Source organism: Nonomuraea aurantiaca (assembly GCF_020215705.1).
Classification (GTDB): domain Bacteria; phylum Actinomycetota; class Actinomycetes; order Streptosporangiales; family Streptosporangiaceae; genus Nonomuraea; species Nonomuraea aurantiaca.
Window position 1 is genome coordinate 355,057 of sequence record NZ_JAIWNB010000003.1, and the last position, 23,560, is coordinate 378,616.

General features: G+C 70.4%; 20 protein-coding genes. 13 read left to right on the forward strand and 7 right to left on the reverse strand.

Translation table 11 applies throughout. The annotated features are described in order from the left end of the window. The first annotated feature begins 1 nt into the window (after position 1). From LDL49_RS11150 to LDL49_RS11200, 11 genes are all read left to right on the forward strand, one after another. The gene (locus LDL49_RS11150) at positions 2–1,957 is read left to right on the forward strand and encodes a DUF2264 domain-containing protein (RefSeq protein ID WP_225290894.1); all 1,956 of its coding nucleotides are present in this window, start codon (positions 2–4) and stop codon (positions 1,955–1,957) included. Between the two features lie 41 nt (positions 1,958–1,998). Then, positions 1,999–3,006 carry a hydroxyacid dehydrogenase gene (locus LDL49_RS11155; protein WP_225290895.1) on the forward strand — a complete coding sequence of 336 codons (1,008 nt, stop codon included), beginning with the start codon at positions 1,999–2,001 and terminating at the stop codon, positions 3,004–3,006. Between the two features lie 212 nt (positions 3,007–3,218). Then, positions 3,219–6,458: an MGH1-like glycoside hydrolase domain-containing protein gene (locus tag LDL49_RS11160; RefSeq protein WP_225290896.1), complete on the forward strand. Its 3,240-nt coding sequence runs from the start codon at positions 3,219–3,221 to the stop codon at positions 6,456–6,458. A 121-nt stretch (positions 6,459–6,579) separates the two neighbouring features. After that, positions 6,580–7,467 (forward strand): hypothetical protein, encoded by an 888-nt coding sequence (locus LDL49_RS11165; protein ID WP_225290897.1) that lies wholly within the window; start codon positions 6,580–6,582, stop codon positions 7,465–7,467. Between the two features lie 367 nt (positions 7,468–7,834). Then, positions 7,835–8,596 carry an endo alpha-1,4 polygalactosaminidase gene (locus LDL49_RS11170; protein ID WP_225290898.1) on the forward strand — a complete coding sequence of 254 codons (762 nt, stop codon included), beginning with the start codon at positions 7,835–7,837 and terminating at the stop codon, positions 8,594–8,596. A 34-nt stretch (positions 8,597–8,630) separates the two neighbouring features. Next, on the forward strand, positions 8,631–9,953 hold the full coding sequence (locus LDL49_RS11175) for an ABC transporter substrate-binding protein (RefSeq protein ID WP_225290899.1): 1,323 nt from the start codon (positions 8,631–8,633) through the stop codon (positions 9,951–9,953). A gap of 10 nt (positions 9,954–9,963) precedes the next feature. Next, positions 9,964–10,914 (forward strand): carbohydrate ABC transporter permease, encoded by a 951-nt coding sequence (locus tag LDL49_RS11180; protein WP_225290900.1) that lies wholly within the window; start codon positions 9,964–9,966, stop codon positions 10,912–10,914. After that, positions 10,911–11,789, forward strand: coding sequence for a carbohydrate ABC transporter permease (locus tag LDL49_RS11185; protein ID WP_225290901.1), 879 nt, complete (start codon positions 10,911–10,913; stop codon positions 11,787–11,789). Before LDL49_RS11180 ends, LDL49_RS11185 begins: the two co-directional genes overlap by 4 nt. A gap of 27 nt (positions 11,790–11,816) precedes the next feature. Further along, the gene (locus LDL49_RS11190; protein ID WP_225290902.1) at positions 11,817–12,761 is read left to right on the forward strand and encodes a carbohydrate kinase family protein; all 945 of its coding nucleotides are present in this window, start codon (positions 11,817–11,819) and stop codon (positions 12,759–12,761) included. Positions 12,762–12,769: 8 nt separating this feature from the next. Further along, positions 12,770–14,077 carry an alpha-glucosidase/alpha-galactosidase gene (locus LDL49_RS11195; RefSeq protein ID WP_225290903.1) on the forward strand — a complete coding sequence of 436 codons (1,308 nt, stop codon included), beginning with the start codon at positions 12,770–12,772 and terminating at the stop codon, positions 14,075–14,077. Positions 14,078–14,212: 135 nt separating this feature from the next. Further along, positions 14,213–14,446 (forward strand): DUF6289 family protein, encoded by a 234-nt coding sequence (locus LDL49_RS11200; protein ID WP_225290904.1) that lies wholly within the window; start codon positions 14,213–14,215, stop codon positions 14,444–14,446. Between the two features lie 24 nt (positions 14,447–14,470). Here LDL49_RS11200 and LDL49_RS11205 read toward each other — a convergent pair whose 3' ends face one another. After that, a complete protein-coding gene (locus tag LDL49_RS11205; RefSeq protein ID WP_225290905.1) occupies positions 14,471–14,992 on the reverse strand; it encodes an XdhC family protein in 522 nt (173 codons plus the stop codon). A 157-nt stretch (positions 14,993–15,149) separates the two neighbouring features. Here LDL49_RS11205 and LDL49_RS11210 point away from each other — a divergent pair, with 157 nt between their 5' ends. Further along, a complete protein-coding gene (locus LDL49_RS11210) occupies positions 15,150–15,911 on the forward strand; it encodes a poly-gamma-glutamate hydrolase family protein (protein WP_225290906.1) in 762 nt (253 codons plus the stop codon). A 70-nt stretch (positions 15,912–15,981) separates the two neighbouring features. Here the strand turns inward: LDL49_RS11210 and LDL49_RS11215 are convergent, their stop codons facing one another. Further along, positions 15,982–16,464: a metallophosphoesterase family protein gene (locus tag LDL49_RS11215; RefSeq protein ID WP_225290907.1), complete on the reverse strand. Its 483-nt coding sequence runs from the start codon at positions 16,462–16,464 to the stop codon at positions 15,982–15,984. Beyond that, the gene (locus LDL49_RS11220) at positions 16,461–16,934 is read right to left on the reverse strand and encodes a GNAT family N-acetyltransferase (RefSeq protein WP_225290908.1); all 474 of its coding nucleotides are present in this window, start codon (positions 16,932–16,934) and stop codon (positions 16,461–16,463) included. The genes LDL49_RS11215 and LDL49_RS11220 overlap by 4 nt, the downstream gene beginning before the upstream one ends. A gap of 157 nt (positions 16,935–17,091) precedes the next feature. Here LDL49_RS11220 and LDL49_RS11225 point away from each other — a divergent pair, with 157 nt between their 5' ends. Beyond that, the gene (locus LDL49_RS11225; protein ID WP_225290909.1) at positions 17,092–17,556 is read left to right on the forward strand and encodes a PPOX class F420-dependent oxidoreductase; all 465 of its coding nucleotides are present in this window, start codon (positions 17,092–17,094) and stop codon (positions 17,554–17,556) included. Between the two features lie 35 nt (positions 17,557–17,591). On the opposite strand, the gene LDL49_RS11230 is transcribed toward LDL49_RS11225, so the two are convergent. The 4 genes from LDL49_RS11230 to LDL49_RS11245 all read right to left on the reverse strand — a co-directional run bounded on the left by LDL49_RS11230 (position 17,592) and on the right by LDL49_RS11245 (position 23,412). Then, on the reverse strand, positions 17,592–19,604 hold the full coding sequence (locus LDL49_RS11230; RefSeq protein ID WP_225290910.1) for a beta-galactosidase: 2,013 nt from the start codon (positions 19,602–19,604) through the stop codon (positions 17,592–17,594). Positions 19,605–19,825: 221 nt separating this feature from the next. Next, positions 19,826–20,680, reverse strand: a complete 855-nt coding sequence (locus LDL49_RS11235) for a geranyl diphosphate 2-C-methyltransferase (protein ID WP_225290911.1) — start codon at positions 20,678–20,680, stop codon at positions 19,826–19,828. 41 nt (positions 20,681–20,721) lie between these two features. After that, the gene (locus LDL49_RS11240; RefSeq protein ID WP_225290912.1) at positions 20,722–21,996 is read right to left on the reverse strand and encodes a family 2 encapsulin nanocompartment cargo protein terpene cyclase; all 1,275 of its coding nucleotides are present in this window, start codon (positions 21,994–21,996) and stop codon (positions 20,722–20,724) included. Positions 21,997–22,017: 21 nt separating this feature from the next. Beyond that, positions 22,018–23,412 carry a family 2B encapsulin nanocompartment shell protein gene (locus LDL49_RS11245; protein ID WP_225290913.1) on the reverse strand — a complete coding sequence of 465 codons (1,395 nt, stop codon included), beginning with the start codon at positions 23,410–23,412 and terminating at the stop codon, positions 22,018–22,020. Positions 23,413–23,560: the final 148 nt, after the last annotated feature.

The window sequence follows — 23,560 nt, forward strand, 5'->3', positions numbered from 1 at the left end:
TATGTCATCCCTGCGCCTCCCACCTGCCGATACCGCATTGTCCGCCCACACCGGCTGGACCCGGGCGCACTGGGAGGCCGTGGCGGATCACCTGCTGGAATCCGTGGTGCCGTACGCGACCGACGACTTCGCGCAATACCGCATGCCGGGCAGGGAGAGCCGGTCGGGGACGGTGAGTGACGGTCTGGAGGGGTACGCCCGCACGTTCCTGCTGGCCGCGTTCCGGATCGCCGGAGCGGGCGGTGCGGTGCCGCCCGTTCTCCTGGAGCGGTACGCCCGAGGGCTGGTGGCGGGGACCGATCCGGCGCACCCGTACGCCTGGCCGCCGCTGACCGACATGTCCCAGCCGCTGGTGGAGGCGGCCTCGATCGCGCTGGCCCTGCACGAGACCCGGCCCTGGCTGTACGACCGGCTGTCCCCGGCCGAGCAGGAGCGGGTGGTGGCCTGGTTGGGGGGCTTCGTCGGCAGGCGGACGCCGGACAACAACTGGGTGCTGTTCCGGGTGGTCGTCGAGCAGTTCCTGGCCGAGGTGGGCGGGCCGTACAAGCCCGACGAGATCACCGGCGGCCTGGAGCGGATCGAGGAGTGGTACGTCGGGGACGGCTGGTACTCCGACGGCGCGGGCAAGAACTTCGACTACTACGCGGGCTGGGCCTTGCACCTCTACCCGCTGCTGTGGGCCAGGATGGCCGGGGACGCGGCCCGCCTGGAGCGTTACGGCGAGCGGCTGCGGGTCTTCCTGGGTCAGTACCAGCACCTGTTCGCCGCCGACGGCGGGCCCGTGCATCAGGGGCGGTCGCTGACCTACCGGTTCGCCACGGCCGCGCCGCTCTGGCTGGGCGCGCTGACCGGCTCCTCGCCGCTCCCGCCCGGCCGGACCCGGCGGATCGCCAGCGGGGTGCTGCGCCACTTCGTCGAGCGGGGCGTGCCGGACGAGCGGGGGCTGCTGACGCTCGGTTGGTACGACACGTTCCTGCCGGTCACGCAGAGCTACTCGGGGCCGGGCTCGCCCTACTGGGCCAGCAAGGCGTTCCTCGGCCTGCTGCTGCCCCCCGAACACCCGGTATGGACGGACGCCGAGGTCCCGGCGCCGATCGACCTCGCGGACCAGGCGGTGGCGATGCGCCCGCCGGGGTGGCTGCTGCACGCCACCCGCGAGGACGGCGTGGTCCGGCTGGTCAACCACGGCAGCGACCGGGACCGGATCCAAGACCCCTCGGGGGTGCCGGACCCGCACTATCTCAAGCTCGCCTACACCAGCCACACCGGCCCCAACCTGGCCGAGACGGCCGGCAACGAGGCTGCCGGCAACGAGGCTGCCTGTATCGACGGGAAGGCGGTCGGCGTCGACGGGGAAGTGGTCGTCGTCGCGCCGGACGGCGCCGTCTCCCGCAGGCGCCGCATCGAGCCGCTCACGACGCAGGATCGGTTCGCCGCCTCCGCCTACCGCGACGACCTGCCGGCCGGGCCGGTCCACGTGGTGACGGCCTCGGTGGTGGACGGGGCGGCCGAGGTACGGATCCACCGGGTCACCGCGCCGGCCGGACACCAGGTCAGAGACGGTGGCCACGCCATCGCGGGAGAGGAGCCGCCCACGGCGCGCAGCGGCGAGCTCTGGGCGTCGGCGCGGCGGGCGGACGGGCTGGTCAGCGTGGTGCGCGGGCTGCACGGCTACACGGCGGCCGGGGTGGCGGCCGCTGAGGGCGCGAACGCCTTCGGACGGCACTCGGCCACCCCGTACGTGCTCGCGGACGCCCACCCGGGCGGGACCGCCGTGTACGTCAGCCTCGTCCTGCTCACCGGCGCGGACGAGGCGCGGCCCCCGGAGGTACGGGTCGACGGCGACCAGGTCACCCTCGACCTGCCGGGCGGCGACTCGGCGACGGTCCGCCTCACCGAGACCCCCACCTGCGTCCGCGTGAAAGGCGGCACATGGACGGACTCACCCCCGCGTTGAAGTGCCCGCGTAACCGTCCACCTACCTGAGGAGCCTGCCTGATGTCACGGCCACCCGTCGCGGTCTTCGCGATCGCGCCCTGGGCCTTCCACGACGTCTTCCCCGCCGACCTCGTCGACCGGTTGCGGCAGTCGGTGGAGGTCGACGCGACGGTGACGTTCACCTCGTTCGAGGGCGAGGAGGCGGCGCGGGCGCTGGCCGGGGTGGAGATCCTGCTGACCGGGTGGGGCTGCCCGCGGATCGACGCCGAGGTGCTGGAGGCGGCGCCCGGCCTGCGGGCCGTCGTCCACGCCGCCGGCACCGTCAAGGCGATCGTCGATCCCGTCGTGTTCGAGCGGGGAATCCTCGTGTCGTCCGCGGCGGAGGCGAACGCCGTGCCCGTCGCCGAGTACACCATCGCCATGCTGGTGCTCGGCGCGAAACGGGTCTTCGAGCGGGCCGGTCACTACGCGGCCGGCGCCGACCGGTCCGCCTGGCAGCAGGGGGCGGGCACCGGGCTGTACGACCGCACCGTGGGCGTGATCGGGGCCTCCCGGGTGGGCCGGCACGTGCTGCGGCGGCTGCGCACCTTCGAGGTCGACGTCCTGCTGTCCGACCCCTACGTCTCGCCGGAGGAGGCGGCCGAAATGGGGGCCGAGCTGGTCGACCTGGACGAGCTGTGCCGGCGCAGCGATCTGGTCACCGTGCACGCCCCGGCCCTCGCCGAGACCCGGCACCTGCTGGACGAGCGCCGTCTCGGCCTCCTGCCGGACCAGGCCGTCGTGATCAACACCGCCCGTGGCTCGCTGATCGACACCGAGGCGCTCACCAGGGCGTGCGCGTCCGGTCGCGTCTCGGCCGTGCTCGACGTGACCGACCCCGAACCGCTGCCTCCGGGCCACCCCCTCTTCGGCCTGCCCAACGTGCTCGTCACCCCGCACGTGGCGGGCGCGCAGGGACGCGAGTTGCGGCGGCTCGGCGAGTACGCGATCACCGACCTTGAACACTTCACGCGGGGACGCCCGATGCGCGGCCGGGTGACGGCCGAGCAGCTGGCCCGCCTGGCCTGACGACCTGCCGAAAGCCGAAATAAACCGAAAACCTTTTCGCAACAGACGACAAGGCAGTCCGGCGCGCCGATTGACAGCGCCCTTATATCGGTTTACGTTGCCGAAAACCTTTTATTTAGCCGGTTCGACAGAAAGGATTGTTAGCGCTACCACAAGCAAGCGCTAGGTTCGATCACTCCCCCCAAGCGTTCGATCGGATCGGATCACTCTGCATGAGAAGAATCATCACGGCCCTCCTGCTCATCGCGGGATCACTCGTCTTAGGCGCTCCCGCGCAGGCTGCCCAGACCATCGGATACCCCACCTTCAACGGCCCGTCGATCCCGGCCGCGCCGGGTTCGTACACGACCGGCAACATGATGCAGGCCATCTACGACTCTGAGAGCTCGGGCACGGACTTCTGGATGGACCGGCTGCTGGCCCGCCCCGGCAACGACCCGGCCGGAACCTGGCTCATGTCCCGGGGACGCGCCCTGTTCATGAAGACCCACACGCCGGACACGCTCGGCTTCGCCGGTCAGGTGGCGTACTGGGAGAGCATCAGCAACAACAACGCCTACACCGTCGCCATCACGCCGGGCACCTTCACCGAGCAGGTCAACTCCCGCTGGCAGGCACCGAGCTACTGGAAGAGCGTGCACACCAGCGGCTCCATCACGGTGAACCAGACGAAGTTCATCACCAACAACAACGTCGCCGTGACGAACCTGTCGATCACCAACGGCGGCTCCAGCTCGACCACGCTGCAGCTGCGGGCGACCTCCCCGTACGCCACCTCGGGCAGCGGCAGCGAGCTGACCGGGCAGGTCAACGCCTACAACAACCTCACCACGATCTACCCTCGGCTGACCGGCGACGGCTTCACCGTCTCCAGCGGCGGTCTGAACAGGTCCGTGACGATCCCGGCCGGCGGGACCGTGACCGCCAAGGTGGTCATGGGCTTCGTCACCAACGAGATCCCCGAGTCGCGGACCGAGTATGACGCCTACGCGGGATACACCCACGCCACCGCCTTCGCCACCCACGTACGGGCCTACAACCTGTGGTGGGCACAGAACGTGCCCTACATCGACGTGCCCGAGCCGGCCATCAAGAAGAACATCTACTACCGCTGGTGGCTGATGCGCTTCAACAACCTCGACGCCGACATTCCCGGGCAGACGTTCCAGTTCCCCACCTCGACCGAAGGGGTGCTGGGCTACAACAACGCCATCGCGCTCACCCAGCCCATGCACATCGACGACCTGAAGTACCTGCGCAACCCGATCTACTCCTACGGCGACTGGCTGAGTGTCGGGCAGATCTCCAAGAACGGCCGTTTCCTCGACAACCCGGGCGATCCCGAGAACTGGTCCAACAGCTACACCCAGTACATCGCCGAGGCGGCGTGGAAGAGCTACCAGATCCACGGCGGCCAGCCGGCGATCGCCGCCAACCTGGCGCGCTACGCCGAGGGGGACGTCAAGGGCCAGCTGTCGTACTACGACCACGACAACAACAAGCTCATCGAGTACGACTGGGGCGCCCTGACCGGCAACGACGCCGACGCCGTCTCCTTCCACTGGAAGCCCGGCAACATGGACCGCGCCGAGTCGGCCTACCAGTACAGCGGCGCGCTGGCCGCCGCGCAGGCGTATGAAGCGGTCGGCAACACCGCCAAGGCCACCGAGATGCGCACACTCGCCACGCAGATCCAGAACGCCATCGTCAACGTGCTGTGGAACCCCAACCGGCAGCTGTTCGAGCACCGGCTGAAGTCCACCAACGAGTGGGTGCCGTGGAAGGAGATCAACAACTACTACCCGTTCGCCGTCGGCGCCATCCCCAACACCGCGACGTACAAACAGGCCCTGCGCCTGTTCGACGATCCGGCGCAGTATCCGATCTTCCCCTTCTACACTGCCAACCAGGCCGACAAGGCGGCCTCGGGCACCGGCAGCAACAACTTCTCCACGATCAACTCCACCGTGCAGTTCCGGTTGCTCTCCTCGGTGCTGCGGAACTACCCCACCTCGTGGATCGACGCGACCTGGTACAAGAAGCTGCTGTACTGGAACGCCTGGGCCCAGTACATCAACGGCAACACCCAGTACCCCGACGCCAACGAGTTCTGGGCCGACTGGAACGGCTCCTCGATCACCTACCGCTCCTGGATCCACCACAACATCCTGGGCAGCAGCAACTGGACCGTGATCGAGGACGTGGCGGGGCTGCGCCCGCGCAACGACGCGAAAGTGGAGCTCTCGCCGATCAACATCGGCTGGACCCACTTCACCGTCAACAACCTGCGCTACCGCAACGCCGACCTGACCATCGTCTGGGACGACCCGGCTGACGGCGTGGTCCGTTACCCGGGCGTGCCCGAGGGCTACTCCATCTTCATCAACGGCAGCAGGGTCGCCACGGTCGGCTCGCTGGTGCCGTTCACCTGGGACCCGGCCACCGGCGACGTCACCACGAGCGGCACGGTCACCTATCACGTGTCCTCGCCGGGGCTGCAGGCGCCCGCGCAGGTGACGCAGAGCAGCGCCCGGATGGTGGACCTGCTGAACAAGGCCGGGGTCGACCTGACCGCCAACCTGACCAACCTGGCTCAGGGGGCGAGCGTCTCGACCTCCTCCACCGCGTCGGGCAGCACCGCCGCGGGCGCGGTCGACGGCTTCCCGATCAACGAGCCGTTCTGGGGCGGCACGGGGGCCAGTCAGGACTGGTACGAGGTGAACTTCGGATCCGCCCGCACCCTCAACGAGGTCCGGCTCTACTTCAAGGACAGCCGCCCGGCCAGCGCCACCTATCGGGCGCCCGCCTCGTACGACATCCAGTACTACAACGGCAGCGCCTGGGTCAGCGTGCCCGGCCAGGCCAAGAGCCCGGCGGCGCCGCGGGCGAACTACAACGTGGTGCAGTTCCCGGCGATCAGCGCCCAGCGGGTACGGGTGCTGGCCACCAACGCCTCGGGGGCCAAGACCGGGCTCACCGAGATCAAGATGTTCAACCGGGGCGGCACCCAGCAGCCGCCGAGCGGCAACCTGGCCGCCTCGGCGACCCCGTCGGCGTCGAACACCTCCTCCTGGGAGAGCGTCGCCGCCGTCAACGACGGGATCGACCCGCCCTCCTCCAACGACACCGTGAACCCGCGCTGGGGCTGCTGGCCGGAGACCGGGCAGCAGTGGGTGGACCTGACCTGGTCCGCGGCCCAGAACCTGAACAAGGCGGAGGTGTACTTCTTCGACGATGACGAGGGCATCGACATGCCCGCGTCCTGGAAGCTCCAGTACTGGAACGGCAGCGCCTACGTCGACGTGCCCGGCGCGAGCGCGTACGGGCTGGCCAAGAACCAGTACAACACCGTCAACTTCACCGCGACGAACACCACCCGCCTGCGGGTGCTGATGACCGGCAACGGTACCAACTCCGTCGGACTCCTGGAGGTCAAGGCGTACGGACCGTGACCGGCGGGGGCGTGCCTCCCGGGGCACGCCCCCTTCACGGCCCCAGCCGCACGGCCGTCAACGGGAGGGAATGGCCGTTTCCTGCAAGAACGGGGCGCGGTGGCCGGGTCATCATGAACGTATGGACATCGATCTTTCCGCGGCCGCCGACTTCATGGCCACCCACGCACGGGTCCTGGACCGCCGCCGCTTCCAGCTCCTGATGGGCGAGCGCGATCCGGCCGCCGCGCTGGCCGCGGTGGACGGCTACCGCAATCCGGACGGCGGCTACGGCTGGGGCCTGGAGCCCGATCTGCGCTCGCCCGAGAGCCAGCCGGGGGCCGCGCTGCACGCCTTCGAGGTGTTCGAGGACGTCGCACCGGCCGCCTGCCCGCGGGCCGCCGAACTGTGCGACTGGCTGGAGTCGGTCTCGCTGCCCGACGGCGGGCTGCCGTTCGCGCTGCCCAGCGCCTCGAACGCCGGCAACGCGCCCTGGTGGGCGGGTGCCGACAGTACGGCGTCCTCGCTGCAGATCACCTCCGTCACCGCGGCCGCCGCGCACCGCGCCGCCGCCCACCTGCCCGGCGTGGCCGCGCATCCGTGGCTGGAGCGGGCCACCCGCTACTGCCTGGACGCGATCGCCGCCCTCGACCGGCAGCCGCACGCGTACATACTCGCCTTCGCGCTGCGCTTCCTGGACGCCGTGCACGACACCCACCCGGAGGCCGCCGGGCTGCTCGACCGGCTGGGCGCGTACCTGCCGGCGGGCGGCCAGGTGCACGTCGAGGGCGGCACCGAGCACGAGATGCTGCGCCCGCTGGACTTCGCGCCGTTCCCGGACCGTCCGGTGCGGGCCCTGTTCGCCCCGGAGGTGGTCGAGGCCGAGCTCGACCGTCTGGCCGGGACGCAGAAGGACGACGGCGGATGGACCGTCGACTACGCCCAGATCTCACCGGCGGGCGTCCTGGACTGGCGCGGCTACACGACCGTCGGCGCGCTCGGCATCCTGCTCCGCAACGGGCGGATCTGATAGCACGAACGGGCACGCTGATCGGCGGATCTGACAGCACGTCCGGGCGGGCTGATCGCCCGGCCGCGGCTTCCGGGCACCGGTAGGCTGCTCCGCACTGCGGTGACCTATCTCCTGTGCAATGCTGCGCTGAATGAGCCGGAAGTGAGCAGCTCCGGACTATTGACAGGAGCGTTCGTGCTCGATTTACTCCGAGGGACGCCGGTTTCGAGCACCGGCACCAGAGGTACGCCTAGCCGGTAAGTGGTCACCGCCACAAGCCCGGACTAAGTCGCCAGGATCGCTGTCAGCGTCCGAGGCGGGGACGTACCCCCTATCGTCTGGAGATGCGACGATGAGCCCCACCCGTAGATGCTTAGGCGCTGCCGTGGCCCTTTCGGCCGCGCTGGTCGCGATGCCCTCGACCGCCTCGGCGGCCGCGGCCACCCCGCCCCCGGCACATGCCGGGTTCGACTACCAGATCGGTGGCGCGTACACGCCGCCGGCCGGGGTCACCGTGGTCAGCAGGGACCGGGGCGCCGCGCCCGCCGCGGGGCTGTACAACATCTGCTACGTCAACGCCTTCCAGGTCCAGCCGGGCGAGGAGGACGACTGGGACTCCGACCTGCTGCTGCGTGACGCCAACGGCAACGTCGTCATCGACGAGGACTGGGGCGAGGCGCTCCTGGACCTGCGGACCGACGCCAAGCGCAAGCGGGTCGCCGCGAAGGTGAACGGCTGGATCGACGGCTGCAAGGCCAAGGGCTACCAGGCCATCGAGCCCGACAACTACGACAGCTACACCCGCTCGAAGAAGCTGCTGACGGCCTCGAACGCCCAGGCGTACATCCGGCTGCTCAGCAGCCACGCCCACGCCCAGGGCGTGGCCATCGCCCAGAAGAACACCGCGGAACTGGCCGGATCGCGCGTCGCGAACGGGCTCGACTTCGCGGTCGCCGAAGAGTGCGGCACCTGGGACGAGTGCGGAGACTACACGGCGGCGTTCGGCAACAACGTGATCGTGATCGAGTACACCGCGTCGGGCCTGAAGAAGGCCTGCTCGGGCTGGGGCACCAAGCTGAGCATCGTCCGGCGCGACGTGGACGTCTCGCCCAAGGGCGCCAGCGGATACGTCCGCAAGACCTGCTGAACGGTCTTCTGACCCACGGTTTTTGGAGGTACAGATGGAGCGCGTTGCCCCACCGCCCTCCCGCCGGGACGTGTTGCGCGGCGGGTATGCCCTGGCGCTCACGGCGGTGGCGGGAACGGCGCTGGCCGGGTGCGCGGGCGGCGCCGGCGACGGTGTCGGCGCCGACGGGCGGGTCACGATCGAGCTCTGGCACGGTCAGACCGACACCGCCAAGGAGGCCATGGCGCGACTGGTGGCCGACTTCGAGCGCGCCCACCCCGACATCCGGGTGGACATGGGCGGGGGAGTGCTGGCCGACGCGATGCTGCAGAAGATCACCGCCGCTCTCGCGTCCGGCTCCTACCCTGACATCGCCTACATCTTCGGATCGGACCTGGCGAACGTCGCGCTCAGCCCGCAGGTGGTGGACCTGACCAGCATGGTCGAGTCCGGTCCCACGCCGTGGAACGACTTCTGGGCGCCGGCGCGGGCCGCCGTCACGATCAACGGCCGGGTACGCGCGGCTCCCGCGCTGCTCGACTCGCTGGCCGTGGTCTGCAACAAGAAGGTGTTCCGCGACGCCGGGGTGCCGCTGCCCCAGCCGGGCTGGAAATGGCCGGACTTCATCGAGACGGCCAAGCGGCTGACCGACGCAAGCCGCGGCCGGTTCGGCACCGGCTGGCCGGGCGCGGCCGACGAGGACACGGTCTGGCGGTTGTGGCCGCTGATCTGGGATCTCGGCGGCGACGTGATCGGCAAGGACGGGCGCGGCATCGGGTTCGCGGACGCGGGCGTGCGGGCGTTGCAGGTGGTGGAGTCGCTCGCCAAGGACAAGAGCGTCTACATCGACCCCAAGCCCGGCAGCGAGCAGATGTACCAGGTGTTCCTGTCCGGCCTGATGGGGATGTCGATCACCGGCCCCTGGCAGCTGCCCGACATCCAGACCGCCAAGATCGACTATCAGGTGGTGCCCCTGCCCACCTTCAGCGGGCGGCCGATCACGATCTCGGGTCCCGACACCTGGACCATGTTCGACAACGGTGCGGCGCGGGTGAAGGCCAGCCGTACCTTCCTGACCTGGCTGATGCAGCCCGCGCAGGACGTGCACTGGGACGTGGAGGCGGGCAGCCTGCCGCTGAGCCGCTCCACCCAGCAGTTGCCCGCCTGGCGCGAGCCGGAGGCGGAGACCGAGGGCCTGCCGGTGTTCGTCAAGACGCTGGAGACGGCCCGGGTACGCCCCACGCACCCCGCCTACCCGCAGATCTCCCAGGCGCTCGGGCAGGCCGTGATCGCCGTGCTGCTCGGCGAGAGCACCCCCGCCGAAGCGCTGCGCACCTGTGCCGATGAGGCCAACGCCGCCCTGCTCATCCCGCGTTGAGGAGCCTCGCATGTCGTCTCTTCCCACCCCCATCACCATCTCCGGCCATGAGCTGCGGCAACGGGCCCGGCGCCAGGCCCGCCGGCAGGAGTCGGCGACCGCCTGGACGTTCATCACCCCGGCCGTCCTGATCATCCTCGGGCTCAGCATCGTGCCCACGGTCTGGTCGTTCCTGCTGTCCTTCCAGGCCGATAACCTGGTCACGCCCAGCCGCTGGGTGGGGCTGGACAACTACTACGCGCTGACCAAGGACCCGCACTTCGGCCAGGCCGTACGCAACACGCTGCTCTACACGGTCCTGTACGTCCCGCTCAGCATCGTGCTGGGCCTCGCCCTCGCCCTCGCGCTGAACCGGCGGATCAGGTTCGTCGGCCTCTACCGCACCCTGTTCGTCGTGCCGTTCGTCATCTCGGCCACGGCTCAGGGGACGCTGTTCTCGTTCATCCTGGACCCGCAGTTCGGGGCGGCCAACTCGGTGCTGCACTGGCTCGGCGTCTCTCCCCAGGGGTTCTTCACCGACCCCGCCCAGGCCCTGCCGGTCCTGGTGGCCGTCAGCTTGTGGAGCGGCCTCGGGTTCTGCGTGGTGGTTTATCTCGCGGCCCTCCAGGACGTACCGCAGCCGCTGATCGAGGCGGCGCGGCTGGACGGCGCCGGGCGGTGGCACCTGCTGCGCCACGTCACCCTGCCCACGCTCACGCCGGTCAGCGTGTTCCTGGTGCTCTGGCAGACCATCAACGCCCTGCAGGTCTTCGACCTGGTGTACGTGACGACCAAGGGCGGCCCGCTCGGCGCCACCACGGTGATCGTCTACTTCATCTGGGAGCAGGCGTTCAAGAACTTCACGGCCGGTTACGGAGCCGCAGCCGCTTACGTCCTCGCCGTGGCCCTGTTCGTGATCGCCGCCGGGTTGCGCGTGATCCGGAGCCGCGAGCGCCAGCGCCTCGAAGGAGCCACCCGATGACGGCGACCGCCACCACCCACCGCCGGGCCGCGCACGCGGGCGTGAGCCGTCCGGGCCGCGCGCGGCTGCCCTTCAGCCCCTGGCACCTGCTGCTGGCGCCGCTCGCGCTGGTCTTCGCGATCCCGCTGGTCTGGCTGCTGATCAGCTCCGTGATGACCAACGCCGAGATCAACCGGTTCCCGCCCGCGCTGTGGCCGTCAGGGATCAACCTGGGCGGCTACCGGTACGTGCTCAACAACGCGCTGTTCCCGCGCTGGTTCGTCAACTCGCTCATCGTCTCCGGCGTCGCGGTCGTGTCCAACCTGGTGTTCGGCGCGCTCGGCGGCTACGCCTTCGCCCGCATGCGGTTCTTCGGCTCCCGCGTCCTGCTGGTGCTGATGCTGGCCACGATGGCCATCCCGTTCCAGCTGACGATGATCCCGACGTTCCTGGTCATGAAGAGCTTCGGGCTCATCGACACGCTGGGCGCGCTGATCGTGCCGTCGCTGGTCACGCCGTTCGCCGTGTTCCTGCTGCGGCAGTTCTTCCTCTCGCTGCCCAGGGAGCTGGAGGAGGCCGCCTGGATGGACGGGTGCTCACGGCTGCGGGTGCTGTTCCGCATCGTGCTGCCGCTGTCGCGGCCCGCGCTGAGCACCGTGGCGATCCTGACGTTCCTCTCCACGTGGAACGATCTGACCTGGCCGCTGATCGCCATCAACCACGACACCCAGTACACCCTGCAACTGGGCCTGGCCACCTTCCAGGGCAAGCACCACACGCAGTGGGCGGCGGTCATGGCCGGGAACGTCATCACGGTCCTGCCGGTGCTGCTCGCCTTCGTCGGCGCCCAGAAGTCCTTCATCCGGTCCATCACCTCCAGCGGCCTCAAGGGCTGAAATCCCATCTCCAGCTACAGGAAATCCATGTTCGACCTGCTTGTCATCGGCGACGCCAATCCCGACGTCATCCTCGGCCCCCTGGACGCCCCGCTCGCCTTCGAGCAGCGCGAGCAGCTCGTCGGCGCCGGCGCGCTCACCCTCGGCGGCTCCGCGGCGATCATGGCCTGCGGCGCCGCGCGCCTGGGCCTGCGCGTCGCTTTCGCCGGGCGCGTCGGCGACGACGACGCCGGCCGCTACGTCCGCGACGCCCTGAACGCCTGCGGGGTCGACACCGAGGCGCTGCGCGTGGATCCGGAGCGGTCCACCCCGCTCACCGTCGTCCTCACCCGCGACGGCGGGGACCGCGCGATCCTGACCGCACCCGGCACCCTCGCCGCCACCGGCGGCGACGACGTGCCCGAGGCGCTGCTGGCCGCCACCCGGCACGTGCACGCCGCCTCCTACTTCCTCATGCCGGGGCTGGCCAAGGCGCTGCCCGGCCTGTTGCGCACCGCGCGGGCCCACGGCGCCACGACCTCGCTCGATACCAACGACGACCCCGCCGGGCTGTGGGATCCGTCCGGGCTGGCCGCCGTACTCGCCGAGACCGACATCCTGCTCCCCAACGCGCACGAGGCCCGCCACCTCGCGCGCTCCCTCGACTCTTTGGACTCTTTGGAGTCGGCCGCCGCGGCGCTCGCCGCGCGGGGGCCGCTGGTGGTGGTCAAGAACGGCGCGGACGGCGCCCTCTGCCACGACGGGCGCACGCTCGTCACCAGCCGCGGCATCACCGTCACCCCCGTGGACGCGGTCGGCGCGGGCGACAGCTTCGACGCCGGCTTCATCGCCGCGACCCTGGCCGGACTGCCCCCCGCCCGAGCCCTGGACCTCGCCGCGGTCTGCGGCGCCCTGTCCACCCGTGCCCAAGGCGGCACCCCGGCCCAGCCCACCTGGGATGAGGCCGTCGCACACGTTCCCAGCAAGGATTAGCAGCCGACATGAACACCCCGAAGATCGCATTCATCGGCGCCGGGAGCGTCGTCTTCACCCAGGGCCTCCTGGCGGACCTGTTCGCGTTCGCCGAGCTGAAGGAGGCCCGCATCGCCCTGCACGACATCGACGCCGAGCGTCTGAGCACCGCGACGGCCGCCGCCCGGCACATCGCCGCCGAGCGCGGGGCGAGCCCGCTGATCACCGCGCACGCCGACCGGCGGGAAGCGCTCACCGGCGCCGACTTCGTCATCAACATCGTCCAGGTCGGCATGGGCGAGGCGACCCGCACCGACTTCGAGATCCCCGCCCGGTACGGCGTGCGCCAGACCATCGGCGACACCCTCGGCGTCGGCGGCATCTTCCGCGCGCTGCGCACGTTCCCGCTGCTGAAGGCCCTGGGCGAGGACATCGCCGCCGTCTGCCCCGAGGCATGGCTGCTCAACTACACCAACCCGATGGCGATGAACGTCCAATACCTGGCCGAGGCCACCGGGCTCACCCGCGTGGTGGGGCTGTGCCACTCGGTCTACTGGACGATGCGCGACCTGTCCGACCTGGTGGGCGTGCCGTTCGAGGAGGTCACCTACCGGGCCGCGGGCGTCAACCACCAAGCGTGGGTGCTGCGGTTCGAGCACGACGGCGTCGACCTGTACCCCCGGCTCGACGCCCTGATCGCCGCCGACGAGCAGCTGCGCCGCCGCGTCCGCGTCGACATGTACCGCCGGCTGGGCTATTACCCGACCGAGACCAGCGAGCACTCCTCCGAATATGTGCCCTGGTACCTGGGTCACGACAGCGAGATCGAGCGGCTGCGCCTGCCCATCGGCGCCTACCTGGACATCGTCGACGAGAACGTGGCCATCTACGAGCGGACCCGCGACGCCCTGGCCGCCGGAGACCCGCTGCCGGTCGAGGGGACCATGGAGTACGCCCCGCAGATCATCCACAGCATCACCACGGGCACGCCCCGCACTGTCTACGGGAACGTTCCCAACCACGGCCTGATCAGCAACCTCCCCGCCCGGGGGGCCGTCGAGGTGCCCTGCCTGGTCGACGCGATGGGCGTGCAGCCCACCCGCGCCGGCGAGCTGCCGCCGCAGCTGGCCGCGCTCAACCGCACCTATCTCAGCATGAACGACCTGGTCGTGCGGGCCGCGCTGGAGGACGATCCGCGCCACATCCGCCACGCCGCCATGACGGACCCGGCGACCGCCGCGGCCCTGCCCGTGGAGCGGATCTGGGAGCTGTGCGACGACATGGTGCGCGCCCACGCCGACCGCCTGCAGCCCGCCCTGCGCGCCACCCTCGGCTAGGCCGGCCGCCTTTCATGACCGTCGGCTACCCGAGCTCAGGACAGTAGAAGTCAAGATCCTCACGCGTCTTGAGCTCGGGCCCCCGCTGATCGATGATCAACGGCAGTGCTGCTTCCTCGATCGGGAAGGATCTTCATGATTCGCCGCGTACTGCTGGCCGTACTCCTCGCCCTCGCCACCCTCACGACCTTCACCAGCGCACCCGCGTACGCCCGAGTCTGCGCGCTCGGCTACCACTGCGTCACCACGTACTACTCGGACTCCAGCCACACCACGGTGGTGGGCGCCATGTACGAGGACTGTGAAGGCGCCGAGTCCAGATGGGGCTCCCGCTCGATCTACAAGGACTTCGTCGAGACCCCCTGCTGAACCGGGCACCGTGGCCGGGTGGTTTCAGAAGGTGAAGCCGCCCGGCCGTCCGTTGCGGTCGGCGAGCAGACCGGCCAGCGTCGCGACGGCGATCTCCGGTGGCGTGCGCGAGCCGATGTTGAGCCCGATCGGCCGGTGCACCCGGGCGATGTCCTCCTGCCGCGCGCCCAGCTCGGCCAGCGCCTGAAGATAGGGCGCCGGATGACGCGGGCTGCCCATCACCCCTATCCACCGGCACTTGTGCGCGAGCAGCTCGTGCAGCACAGCGGCGAGTTCGGGACGGTGGTGGTCGGTGAGCACGATGTCCGCGGTGCCGTCCAGATCCGCCGGGGGCGCGGTGACGATCTCGAACCCCACCGGCGCGGCGGCCCGGCCGGGGTCAGGCTCGAAGAGGATCCCGCGGAATCCCAGGTCGGCGCCGTAGCGCAGCAGGTAGTCGGCGACCGGCGAGGCGAACACGGCGACGAGGGTGCGGCCTTCGGCACCGGCCGCCGCCTCGCCATGGGCGACGTCACAGAGCGCGTCCGCGTCATGCGAATGGGCCATGCCAGCAGTCTCGCACGCGAGCGGATCGACGTCGCCCGGGGCCGGTCCGCCAGCTGCGGGCGGGTAAATCGGAGCCCTCCAAGATCGGTCCGCTAGGCGCGCGGGTAAAGCCGAGTCCACTACCGTGGACGCATCAACCGTTCTCCAAGCTGGGGGCATGACCATGGCAAGCGTTCTCCCGACGGTACGAGGTCTCGCCGGGGTCGCCCTCGTCGCGAGCGGCGTCGCGCTCGTCCCGGCGCCCGCCTCCGCTGCCGCCCAGCACCGCGTTCCCGCCTCCGCCCAGCACCGCATGGCCGACACGTACCCGAACTACGCCGAGCTCGCCGCGCACGAGACCGAGGGCACCGACTACCGGCGCGTACAGCGCTTCCCTCAGGGCGCGAAGGTGGCGCACATCGCCATCCACGGGGGGAGCATCGAGGCCGGCACGTCCCAGCTCGCGGAGCACAGCGCCCAAGCGAGCAATGCCGCCTACTACGCGTTCGAGGGCATCAAGTCCACGGGCAACGGCACCCTGCACATCACCGCCGGCCGGTTCGACGAGCCGCGGGCGCTCAAGCTGCTGGCCAAGGTCGACCGTACCGTCTCCTGGCACGGCTACTCCGACAGCACCGAGGCGAGCACGTACGTCGGCGGCCGGGACACGGCGCTGGTCGAGCGGGTCACCGCCGGCCTGCGCGCCGCCGGGTTCACGGTGGCGCGGGAAATCCCGGACGGTCTCGACGGGTCGAGCCCGGACAACATCGCCAACAAGAACCGCCGTGGCAAGGGCCTTCAGCTGGAGATCAGCAGCGCCCAGCGGAAGCGGTTCTTCGTCGACGGCGATCTCTCCCGTAGCTCGATCGAGAATCCGGCGAACCGCACCAAGGCGTTCTACGCCTACACCGCAGTGGTCAACAAGGCCCTGAACGGCTGATTTCGGCCGTCCGCCGGGGATCAGGGCGGGCCGGTCCGTCGGCACTCACCACGCCGGGGGAGCGGCGCCATCAGGTGACGGGGACGATGTCCGCCGACACCACGCGCCCCTCCTCGATCACGAGCAGCCCGATCGTCCCGTGCGGCTGGCGGCGGCGGTCGGTCGGGGAGCCCGGATTGAAGATCCGCAGCCCGTCCTCGTGATGGTCGAGCGGGATGTGCGAGTGCCCGAACACCACCAGCTCAGCCTCCGGGAAACGCCGTCGCATGCGCTCCCACCGCCCCTTGGCCGTACCGCTGTCGTGGATCATCGCCACCCGGAGTCCGGCGAGCTCCAGCTCCAGCGTCTCGGGCGCGTCCACATCCGGTCCGTCGTTGTTCCCCTTCACCGCGTGGACCGGCGCGTACGCCGCCAGCTCGGCCAGCACCGCACCCGTACAGGCATCGCCCGCGTGCAGGATGGCGTCGGCCCCCCGCAGTTGCTCCGCCACCCGGTCCGGGCACGACTTCCAGTACCGGGGGGCATGGGTGTCGGACAGGACCGCCACCCTCATACCCGCGCCTTCCACCGCACCTCGCCGTCCTGCCACTGGTCGGTGGGGCGCAGCCCGGCGGAGGCGGCGACGGCGGCCGAGGCGGCGTGGTCGGGGTGGATGTGCGCGACGATCGTGTCGATCTCCTGGCCCGCGATCCAGCCGACCAGCGCCTTGGTGGCCTCGCCGGCCAGGCCCCGGCCCTGCCAGGGGGTGCCGACCACCCAGGCGAGCTCGGCGGTGCGGCGGTCGATCGTGGCCTGCACGTAGCCCACGAGAGCGCCGTCCTCGCGCAGCTGGATCACCCAGTTGCGCCAGCCGGCCGGCCCGGCGACCAGCCGCTCGTAGCGGCTGCGCAACTCCTGCGCGGTCGCGGGCGCGCCGCCGATGAAGGCGTGCAGGGCGGGATCGGCGAGCACGACGGCCATCTCGTCCGCGTGCTCGACCCGCAGGGGCAGCAGGACCAGCCGTGGGGCTTCGATCGTGTCCATACGGCTCACGATATCCGGGCTGTTCGAAGGTCGATCCCCAGGCTTGACGCGCTCCGGAACGGGGGCGCGCGCCGTCGTCTGACCCGAGGAGGTGAAAGGATCGCAGTCTTGGCGCCGGCCGCCGCCGATGGCCGGGCGCGGAAAGGTAGGGGAAGAAATGGCTCCGAGGGTCGCGACCGCCAACCGTGTCGAACTGCCCGAACTTCTCGATTTTCTCCGTCCCCGGCATCATGGCCTGCTGTCGACCACGCGTGCCGACGGGCGCCCCCAGCTCTCGCCGGTGTCCTGCGGCGTGGACGAAGGCGGCCGGATCGTGGTGTCCACCTATCCCGATCGGGCCAAGACGCGCAACGCCCGCCGTGACGAGCGGGCGTCGATCTGCGTGCTGTCCGACGACTGGGACGGCCCGTACGTCCAGGTCGACGGCCGGGCCGAGGTGCTGGACATGCCCGAGGCGCTCGACGCGCTGGTGGACTACTACCGGTGCATCTCCGGCGAGCATCCCGATTGGGATGACTATCGGGCCGCCATGGAGCGGCAGGGCAAGTCCCTCATCCGCCTCCATATCGACCGCTGGAGTCCGATCGCGACCGGCGGATTCCCGGCCCGTCTGGCGCTCTGACGGGATCAGCTTGGGCGGGATCAGCTCTGACGGGATCAGTCGAGAGGCCGCAGCGCGACGACCGCGCGCGGCGCCAGTGTCACCAGGCCGTCGGCCGTGGACCCGGTCAGCAGATCCTCGGCCGGATAGGGGATCGGCACGCGCCGCGTCTCGTCGCCGTGGTTGAGCACGAACAGCACGGCCCCCCGGCGTACCGCCTCGACGCCCGGCGGCAGCTCGGGCAGGGCGCCGGTCACGTCCGCGTCGGCCAGCACCCGCGCGGTCAGCTCGGCCAGCCCGTCGGCCTCGGGCACCGTCGCCACGTACCAGGCGACGCCCGCGCCGCTCTCGTGCCGCAGCACCGCCGGGCGGCCGGCCAGGTCGCCGTCGGCGAACGTGGCCACCGGCTCGGCGCCCTCGGCCGCCATCAGCTCGGTCCAGATCCGCGCGGTGAAGCCGGTGCCGTCGGCCCAGTGGCAGCGCACCGGCCGGTCCTCCGGCGCGGGCAGCCACTCCTCGCCGGACGCGCCCAGCACCTCGCGCAGCGGCGCGGGGAAGCGGCCGGTACGGACGTGCGCCCGCGGGTCCGCCACCCCGGAGAAGGGACCGACCAGCAGCACGCCGCCGCGGTGCACGTACTCGGTCAGGGACGCGGCGTCCCCGTCGCTGATCAGGTAGAGGTTCGGCACCACGGTCAGCGCGTACCCGGTGAGGTCGGCCGACGGCGGCACCAGGTCCACGGTCACGCCACGCTCCCACAGCGGCCGGTAGAAGCGCAGGAGCTGGTCGGGCAGGGTGAGCCGGTCGCTGGGCCGGCCGCGCTCCTCAAGCGCCCACCAGCTCGCCCAGTCGAACACCATCGCCACCTGGGCGGGAACCGGCGTGCCCGCCACCGAGGCCAGCCCGCGCAGCTCGTTGCCGTGGGCGCGCACCTCGGCGTGCAGCCGGGTCTCCGGTCCCGCGTGCGGCACCATTGCGGCGTGGAAGCGCTCGGCGCCGAAGCGGGAGGCCCGCCACTGGAAGTAGCACAGCCCGTCGGCGCCGCGGGCGAGCGCCTGCAACGACTCCAGCCGCAGCTGTCCGGGCGGTTTGGGGAGGTTGTGCGGGCGCCAGTTCACCCCGTTCGTGGCCTGCTCCATCAGCAGCCACGGCCGCCCGCCGCCGAGTGAGCGGGTCAGGTCGTGGGTGAGCGCCGAGCGGGCGGGGGAGAGCGGGTCGGCGGGGTCGGGGTACCAGTCGTTGGAGACGATGTCCTCTTCGGGCGCCCACGACCAGTAGTCGACGGGCTTGAACAGGCCCATGAAGTTCGTGGTGATGGGCACGTCCGGAGTGCGCTCGCGCAGGATGTCGCGCTCGGCCCGGTAGTGCGCGAGCAGCGTGTCCGAGCAGAACCGCCAGAAGTCCAGCTGCTGCGTGGGGTTGATCATGTACGGGGCGCGGCGTGGGGGGATGATCTCGGCCCACTCGCCGTAGTGCTGGCTCCAGAAGGTGGTGCCCCACGCCTCGTTCAGGGCGTCCAGGTCGCCGTAGCGCTCCCGCAGCCAGGTACGGAACGCCGCCGCCGTGTCACCGCAGTGGCAGACCTGGCCGTACTCGTTGCCCACGTGCCACAGCGCCAGCGCCGGGTGCCCGGCGTAGCGGTCGGCGAGGTCGGTGACGATGGCCAGCGCCTTCTCCCGGTACGCCGGGGACGACGGGCAGAACTGGTTGCGCGAGCCGTACCAGAGCCGGTGTCCCGACTCGTCCACGGGCAGGGTCCGCGGCCAGCGGTGGCCCAGCCACGGCGGCGGCGAGGCGGTCGGGGTGGCCAGGTCGACCGCGATCCCGGCCGAGCCGAGCAGGTCGAGCACCCGGTCCAGCCAGCCGAAGTCCCGCGCGCCCGGCTGCGGCTCGATCCGCGCCCAGCTGAACACGCCGACGGTGACCAGGTTGACCCCGGCCGCCTTCATCAGCTCGACGTCTTCGGTCCAGACCTCTTCGGGCCACTGCTCGGGGTTGTAGTCGCCGCCGAAGAGCAGCCCGCGCCCGGCGGTGAGGGTGTGCGTGCCCAGTCGCGGCGAGGCAGTCATGTGCCTGCTCCGTCGCGCCGGGCCCGAGCCTAACGAAGTCATTCCACTCCGGCCTGGGCGGCTCGGCGCAGCGGGCCGAGACGAGTCGGTGAAAACGTTTCGCAAAAAATCTAGAGCCCGGTTTGCGGATATGTCAACGTGTCTAGGTGATGCGTCCTAAATGTCCAGTCAGGCGGCGTGCCGGCCGCCTGACCTGGGGCCGGGTGCCGGGGGTGCGTCTGTCAGGCGCGATCGGCGGCGATGAGGAGGTACTGGAAGCTGCCGTTCTTGTAGGCGTCGAGGAAGGGCTGTTCGATCCCGGTGGCCAGGGCGGTCCGGGCGCGGAGCTCCCAGTAGGGGATCGTCGCGGGCGTGAGGTCCACGACGCTGATGGGGACGAGGCGGTTGGCCGCCATCTCCTTGAAGTACGTGCTGCGCGGATGGATGTCGCAGATGTAGTGCGCGTTGATCTGGCTGATGGCCCGGGACGGCAGGCCGTAGGCGTCGTTGTAACAGCCGGTGATGCACACGTATCGGCCACCGCGGCTCAGCAGCCGGGCGTGCTCGGCGAACAGCAGCGAGAGCTCGACGTACATCGTGCTCTCGTTGTTCCAGATCGCCTGGAACGTTCCAGACTCGAAGCCGGTGTCGAGCATGTTGCGGAAGTGGAAGCGCACCTTGTCGGCCACGCCGCGCTTCCTGGCCTGCTCGTTGGCGAAGGCGACCTGCGACTCGGAAATGGAGACGCCGTCCACGTGGCAGCCGAACCGCAGGTTGGCGACGATGCTGGAGCCACCTCTGCCCGAGCCCGCGTCCATGACCCGGTGGTGGGGTTCGAGCGGGCCGAGCCGGCTCATGAGGAAGTCGGTCTGCGCTGATTCGAGCCGGTGGAGTTCCTTGATCACGCGTTCGTCCCGGGTCTCCGCGGGGCCGTCCAGCACCGTCCAGTCGACCTCGCCGATGCCGTAGTGATGGTGGTAGATGCCGTCCACTTCGCCCAGCCGGAGGTTGACCGGGTTCTGCTCGGTGTTCCAGTAGTCGGCCACGGATCGCTGGTAGAGGCTGCTGAGAACGGTGGAGTCCTGCGTAGCGGTCATCTGAGGGATTCCCTTCTTCATGAAATGCCGGGGTAGCGGGGTCAAGACCGGTAGCGGCTGGAGGAGCCATGCCATTCGAGGCAGCCGGCCATCCACGCCTGTGCTCCGCGCAGGAACCGCTGGAGCTCCATGCACGGGACGGTGGCGAGTGCGCGATGGCTGGATTCGAAGCCCTTGACGAGCTCGTTGTGGAGGGCGACCGCGCGTTCGGTCGCCTCGCGGATGGAACACTTCTCCTCGGCCGCGATGAGCAGGATCACGTTGGAGTCGGGGAGCTCGTCCGCGGCCTCCCTCTCGACGGAATAGAGGTCGTTGACGAGGACGCTGGCGGTGCCCGCCTGCATGAGCGCGGTGTGGAAGCGCCGGTCGAAGAAGAGGTCGGCGCCCAGGTGGTAACCGCCCACGATGTCGATCAGCGTCATGGAGGTGTAGAAGCTGTCGTGCTGACGGGCCGCGAGGTAGCGCCAGACCGGCGGCGGCGTCTCCAGGTAGCGCCAGGCCGCGTAGGCGGCCCAGCTCACGTACATCTGGGAAGTGATGTTGCAGACGCGGCCGATCTGTGACCGGGCGGCGTGCCGGGAGATGTGGCTGATGCTCGACCTCAGCGAGACCAGGACGGGGTCGGACTGGATCGCCTCCTCGAGCTGGCGGGTGTAGTCGCCCGCCGGAGGGGGCGGGTCCATGGCGGACATCACCAGGGCCAGCCGCGGTGGCAGCTCGGTCGGCGTCGCGCCCAGGTCGGTCTCGTCGGCGTAGTAGTCGTCGGCCGCCCACCAGGCGGCGTTCGTCTGCGCCGCGATCAGCAGCATGTCGGGGTCGTCGGTGTCGGGGTGCGTGAGCATGGCCAGCCGGCCGTAGCCCGTGTCGCTGAACTGCTTCATCCGGCCCTCGTGGAGCCCGACGCGCTCCGCCCACGCCACCAGGCGCCGGTTGACCTCGTCGGCCAGCCCCTCGTCGACGCGTACGGTCTCGGGGCAGTACAGCGGGGGATACGACCCGTCGCCCCACTCCCGCTCCCGATAGGGGAGCGGCGCGAGGTCGTGCGCGCGCATGGCGCTCGACAGCGTCAGCCGCGGCTGCGGGGGTTCGTGCCCGTCGTGCTCGCAGACCCTGGACGGGGGCCACTGGTCCGGGGATGGGACACGGAGCGCCGAGGTGCCCAGGCCGGTGGGACCCGCCGTCATCCGGGCGAGCGCGTCCGCTCCGGCGGGCTGCTCGGGTATGGCCTGGACCTGGGTTTCGGCGGCTCGGCGGACGGAAGGGCCGGCTGGCAGCGCGATGGCGGCCGGCGGCTCTGCGGTGTCGTCTGCGGGCATGCGGCCCTCTTCCTAGGATTGTCAGGAGCGGGGGGCGGCGATGTTGGCGTTCTCCAGGATCCCGATCGCGTCGGGCACCAGGATCGCGGTCGAGTAATAGGCGCTGACCAGGTAGGACATCACCGCCTGGCGGTTGATCCCCATGAAGCGGACGTTCAGGCCGGGCTCGTACTCCTCGGGGATGCCGACCTGGTGCAGGCCGACCACCCCCTGGTCCTCCTCGCCCGTGCGCATGGCCACGATCGAGCTGGTGTGCCCGTCGGTGATCGGGATCTTGCCGCAGGGGAAGATCGGGATTCCGCGCCAGGCCGGGATCTCGTGGCCGTTGACGTTGGCGCTGCCCACGGTCAGGCCGCGCTTGTTGCATTCGCGGAAGAAGGCGGCGATCGCCTTGGGATGGGCGAGCAGCAGGCGGGTCTTGCGGCGCATGCTGATCAGGTCGTCGAGGTCGTCCGGGGTCGGGGGGCCGGACCAGGTGTTGATCCGCTGGCTGTAGTCGGCGTTGTGCAGCAGCCCGAACTCGCGGTTGTTGAGCAGCTCCCACTCCTGGCGTTCGCGGATCTCGTGGATCGTCAGGCGGAGCTGCTCCTCGAACTGGTTCATCGGCTCGTTGTAGAGGTCGGCCACGCGGGTGTGGACCCGCAGGACGGTCTGCGAGACGCTCAGCGGGTATTCGCGAGGATTGAGCTCGTAGTCCACGAAGGTGCCGCCGATGTCCGGCTCGCCGACGTGCCCGGCGGCCACATGGACCGCCGCCTCGCCGCGTTTGTTGACCGGTTTGCGGGTGCCCTCCAGGTAACGCTGGATGTGCTCCCGCAGGGCGGGCGATTGGTCGAGCAGCCGCTGGAACTCCCGCCGCGGCGAGACCATGACCGTCCCGGCGGTGGCGGCGTGGATCGAGCACGGCCACCGGGGATCGTCCTGGGCGAAGGCCTCGTCGCCGAACTGGTCGCCGTCCGCGATGACGCCGAGGACCACCGTGCCGCCGTATTGGCCGGTGGACAGGCGGTTGAGCCGGCCGTGGGCGATGACGAAGGTCTCGGTGACCGGCGTCCCGGCCTCGACGATCATCTCCCCGGCCTGGAACTGCCGCGCCGTGAACGTCGAGGCGAGCGCGCTCAGCACGTCGAGGTCGCCGAACCCGCGCAGGGCGGGCAGCTCCGTGAGCGTCTCCGAGATGATCCACACGTCGTCGGCGCCGTTCTGCACCACGCTGACCCGGCCACGTCCCACCGCGTGGGTCAGCCGGCGGTTGACCCGATAGGTGCCCCCGGCCACGTCCACCCACGGAAGCATGCGCAGCAGCCAGCGGGAGGTGATGGCCTGCATCTGCGGATGGGTCTTGGTGGTGGTGGCCAGGTTGCGCGCGGCCCGGGTGTCCAGGCTCAGCCGGTGTTCCGCTTGCTCGGGGGGCATGTTTCCTCGCACTCTCTGATCGTGGAAATGAAACCCGTCGGCTCAGCGGGCCGATTTCGGCGGCTTCGAGAGTACGGGTGGGAAATCTCTTCCGGAGAGCATCAGATCGACGGGGGTAATTCCTCGGTCGTGGTGGCGCGGAATGTGG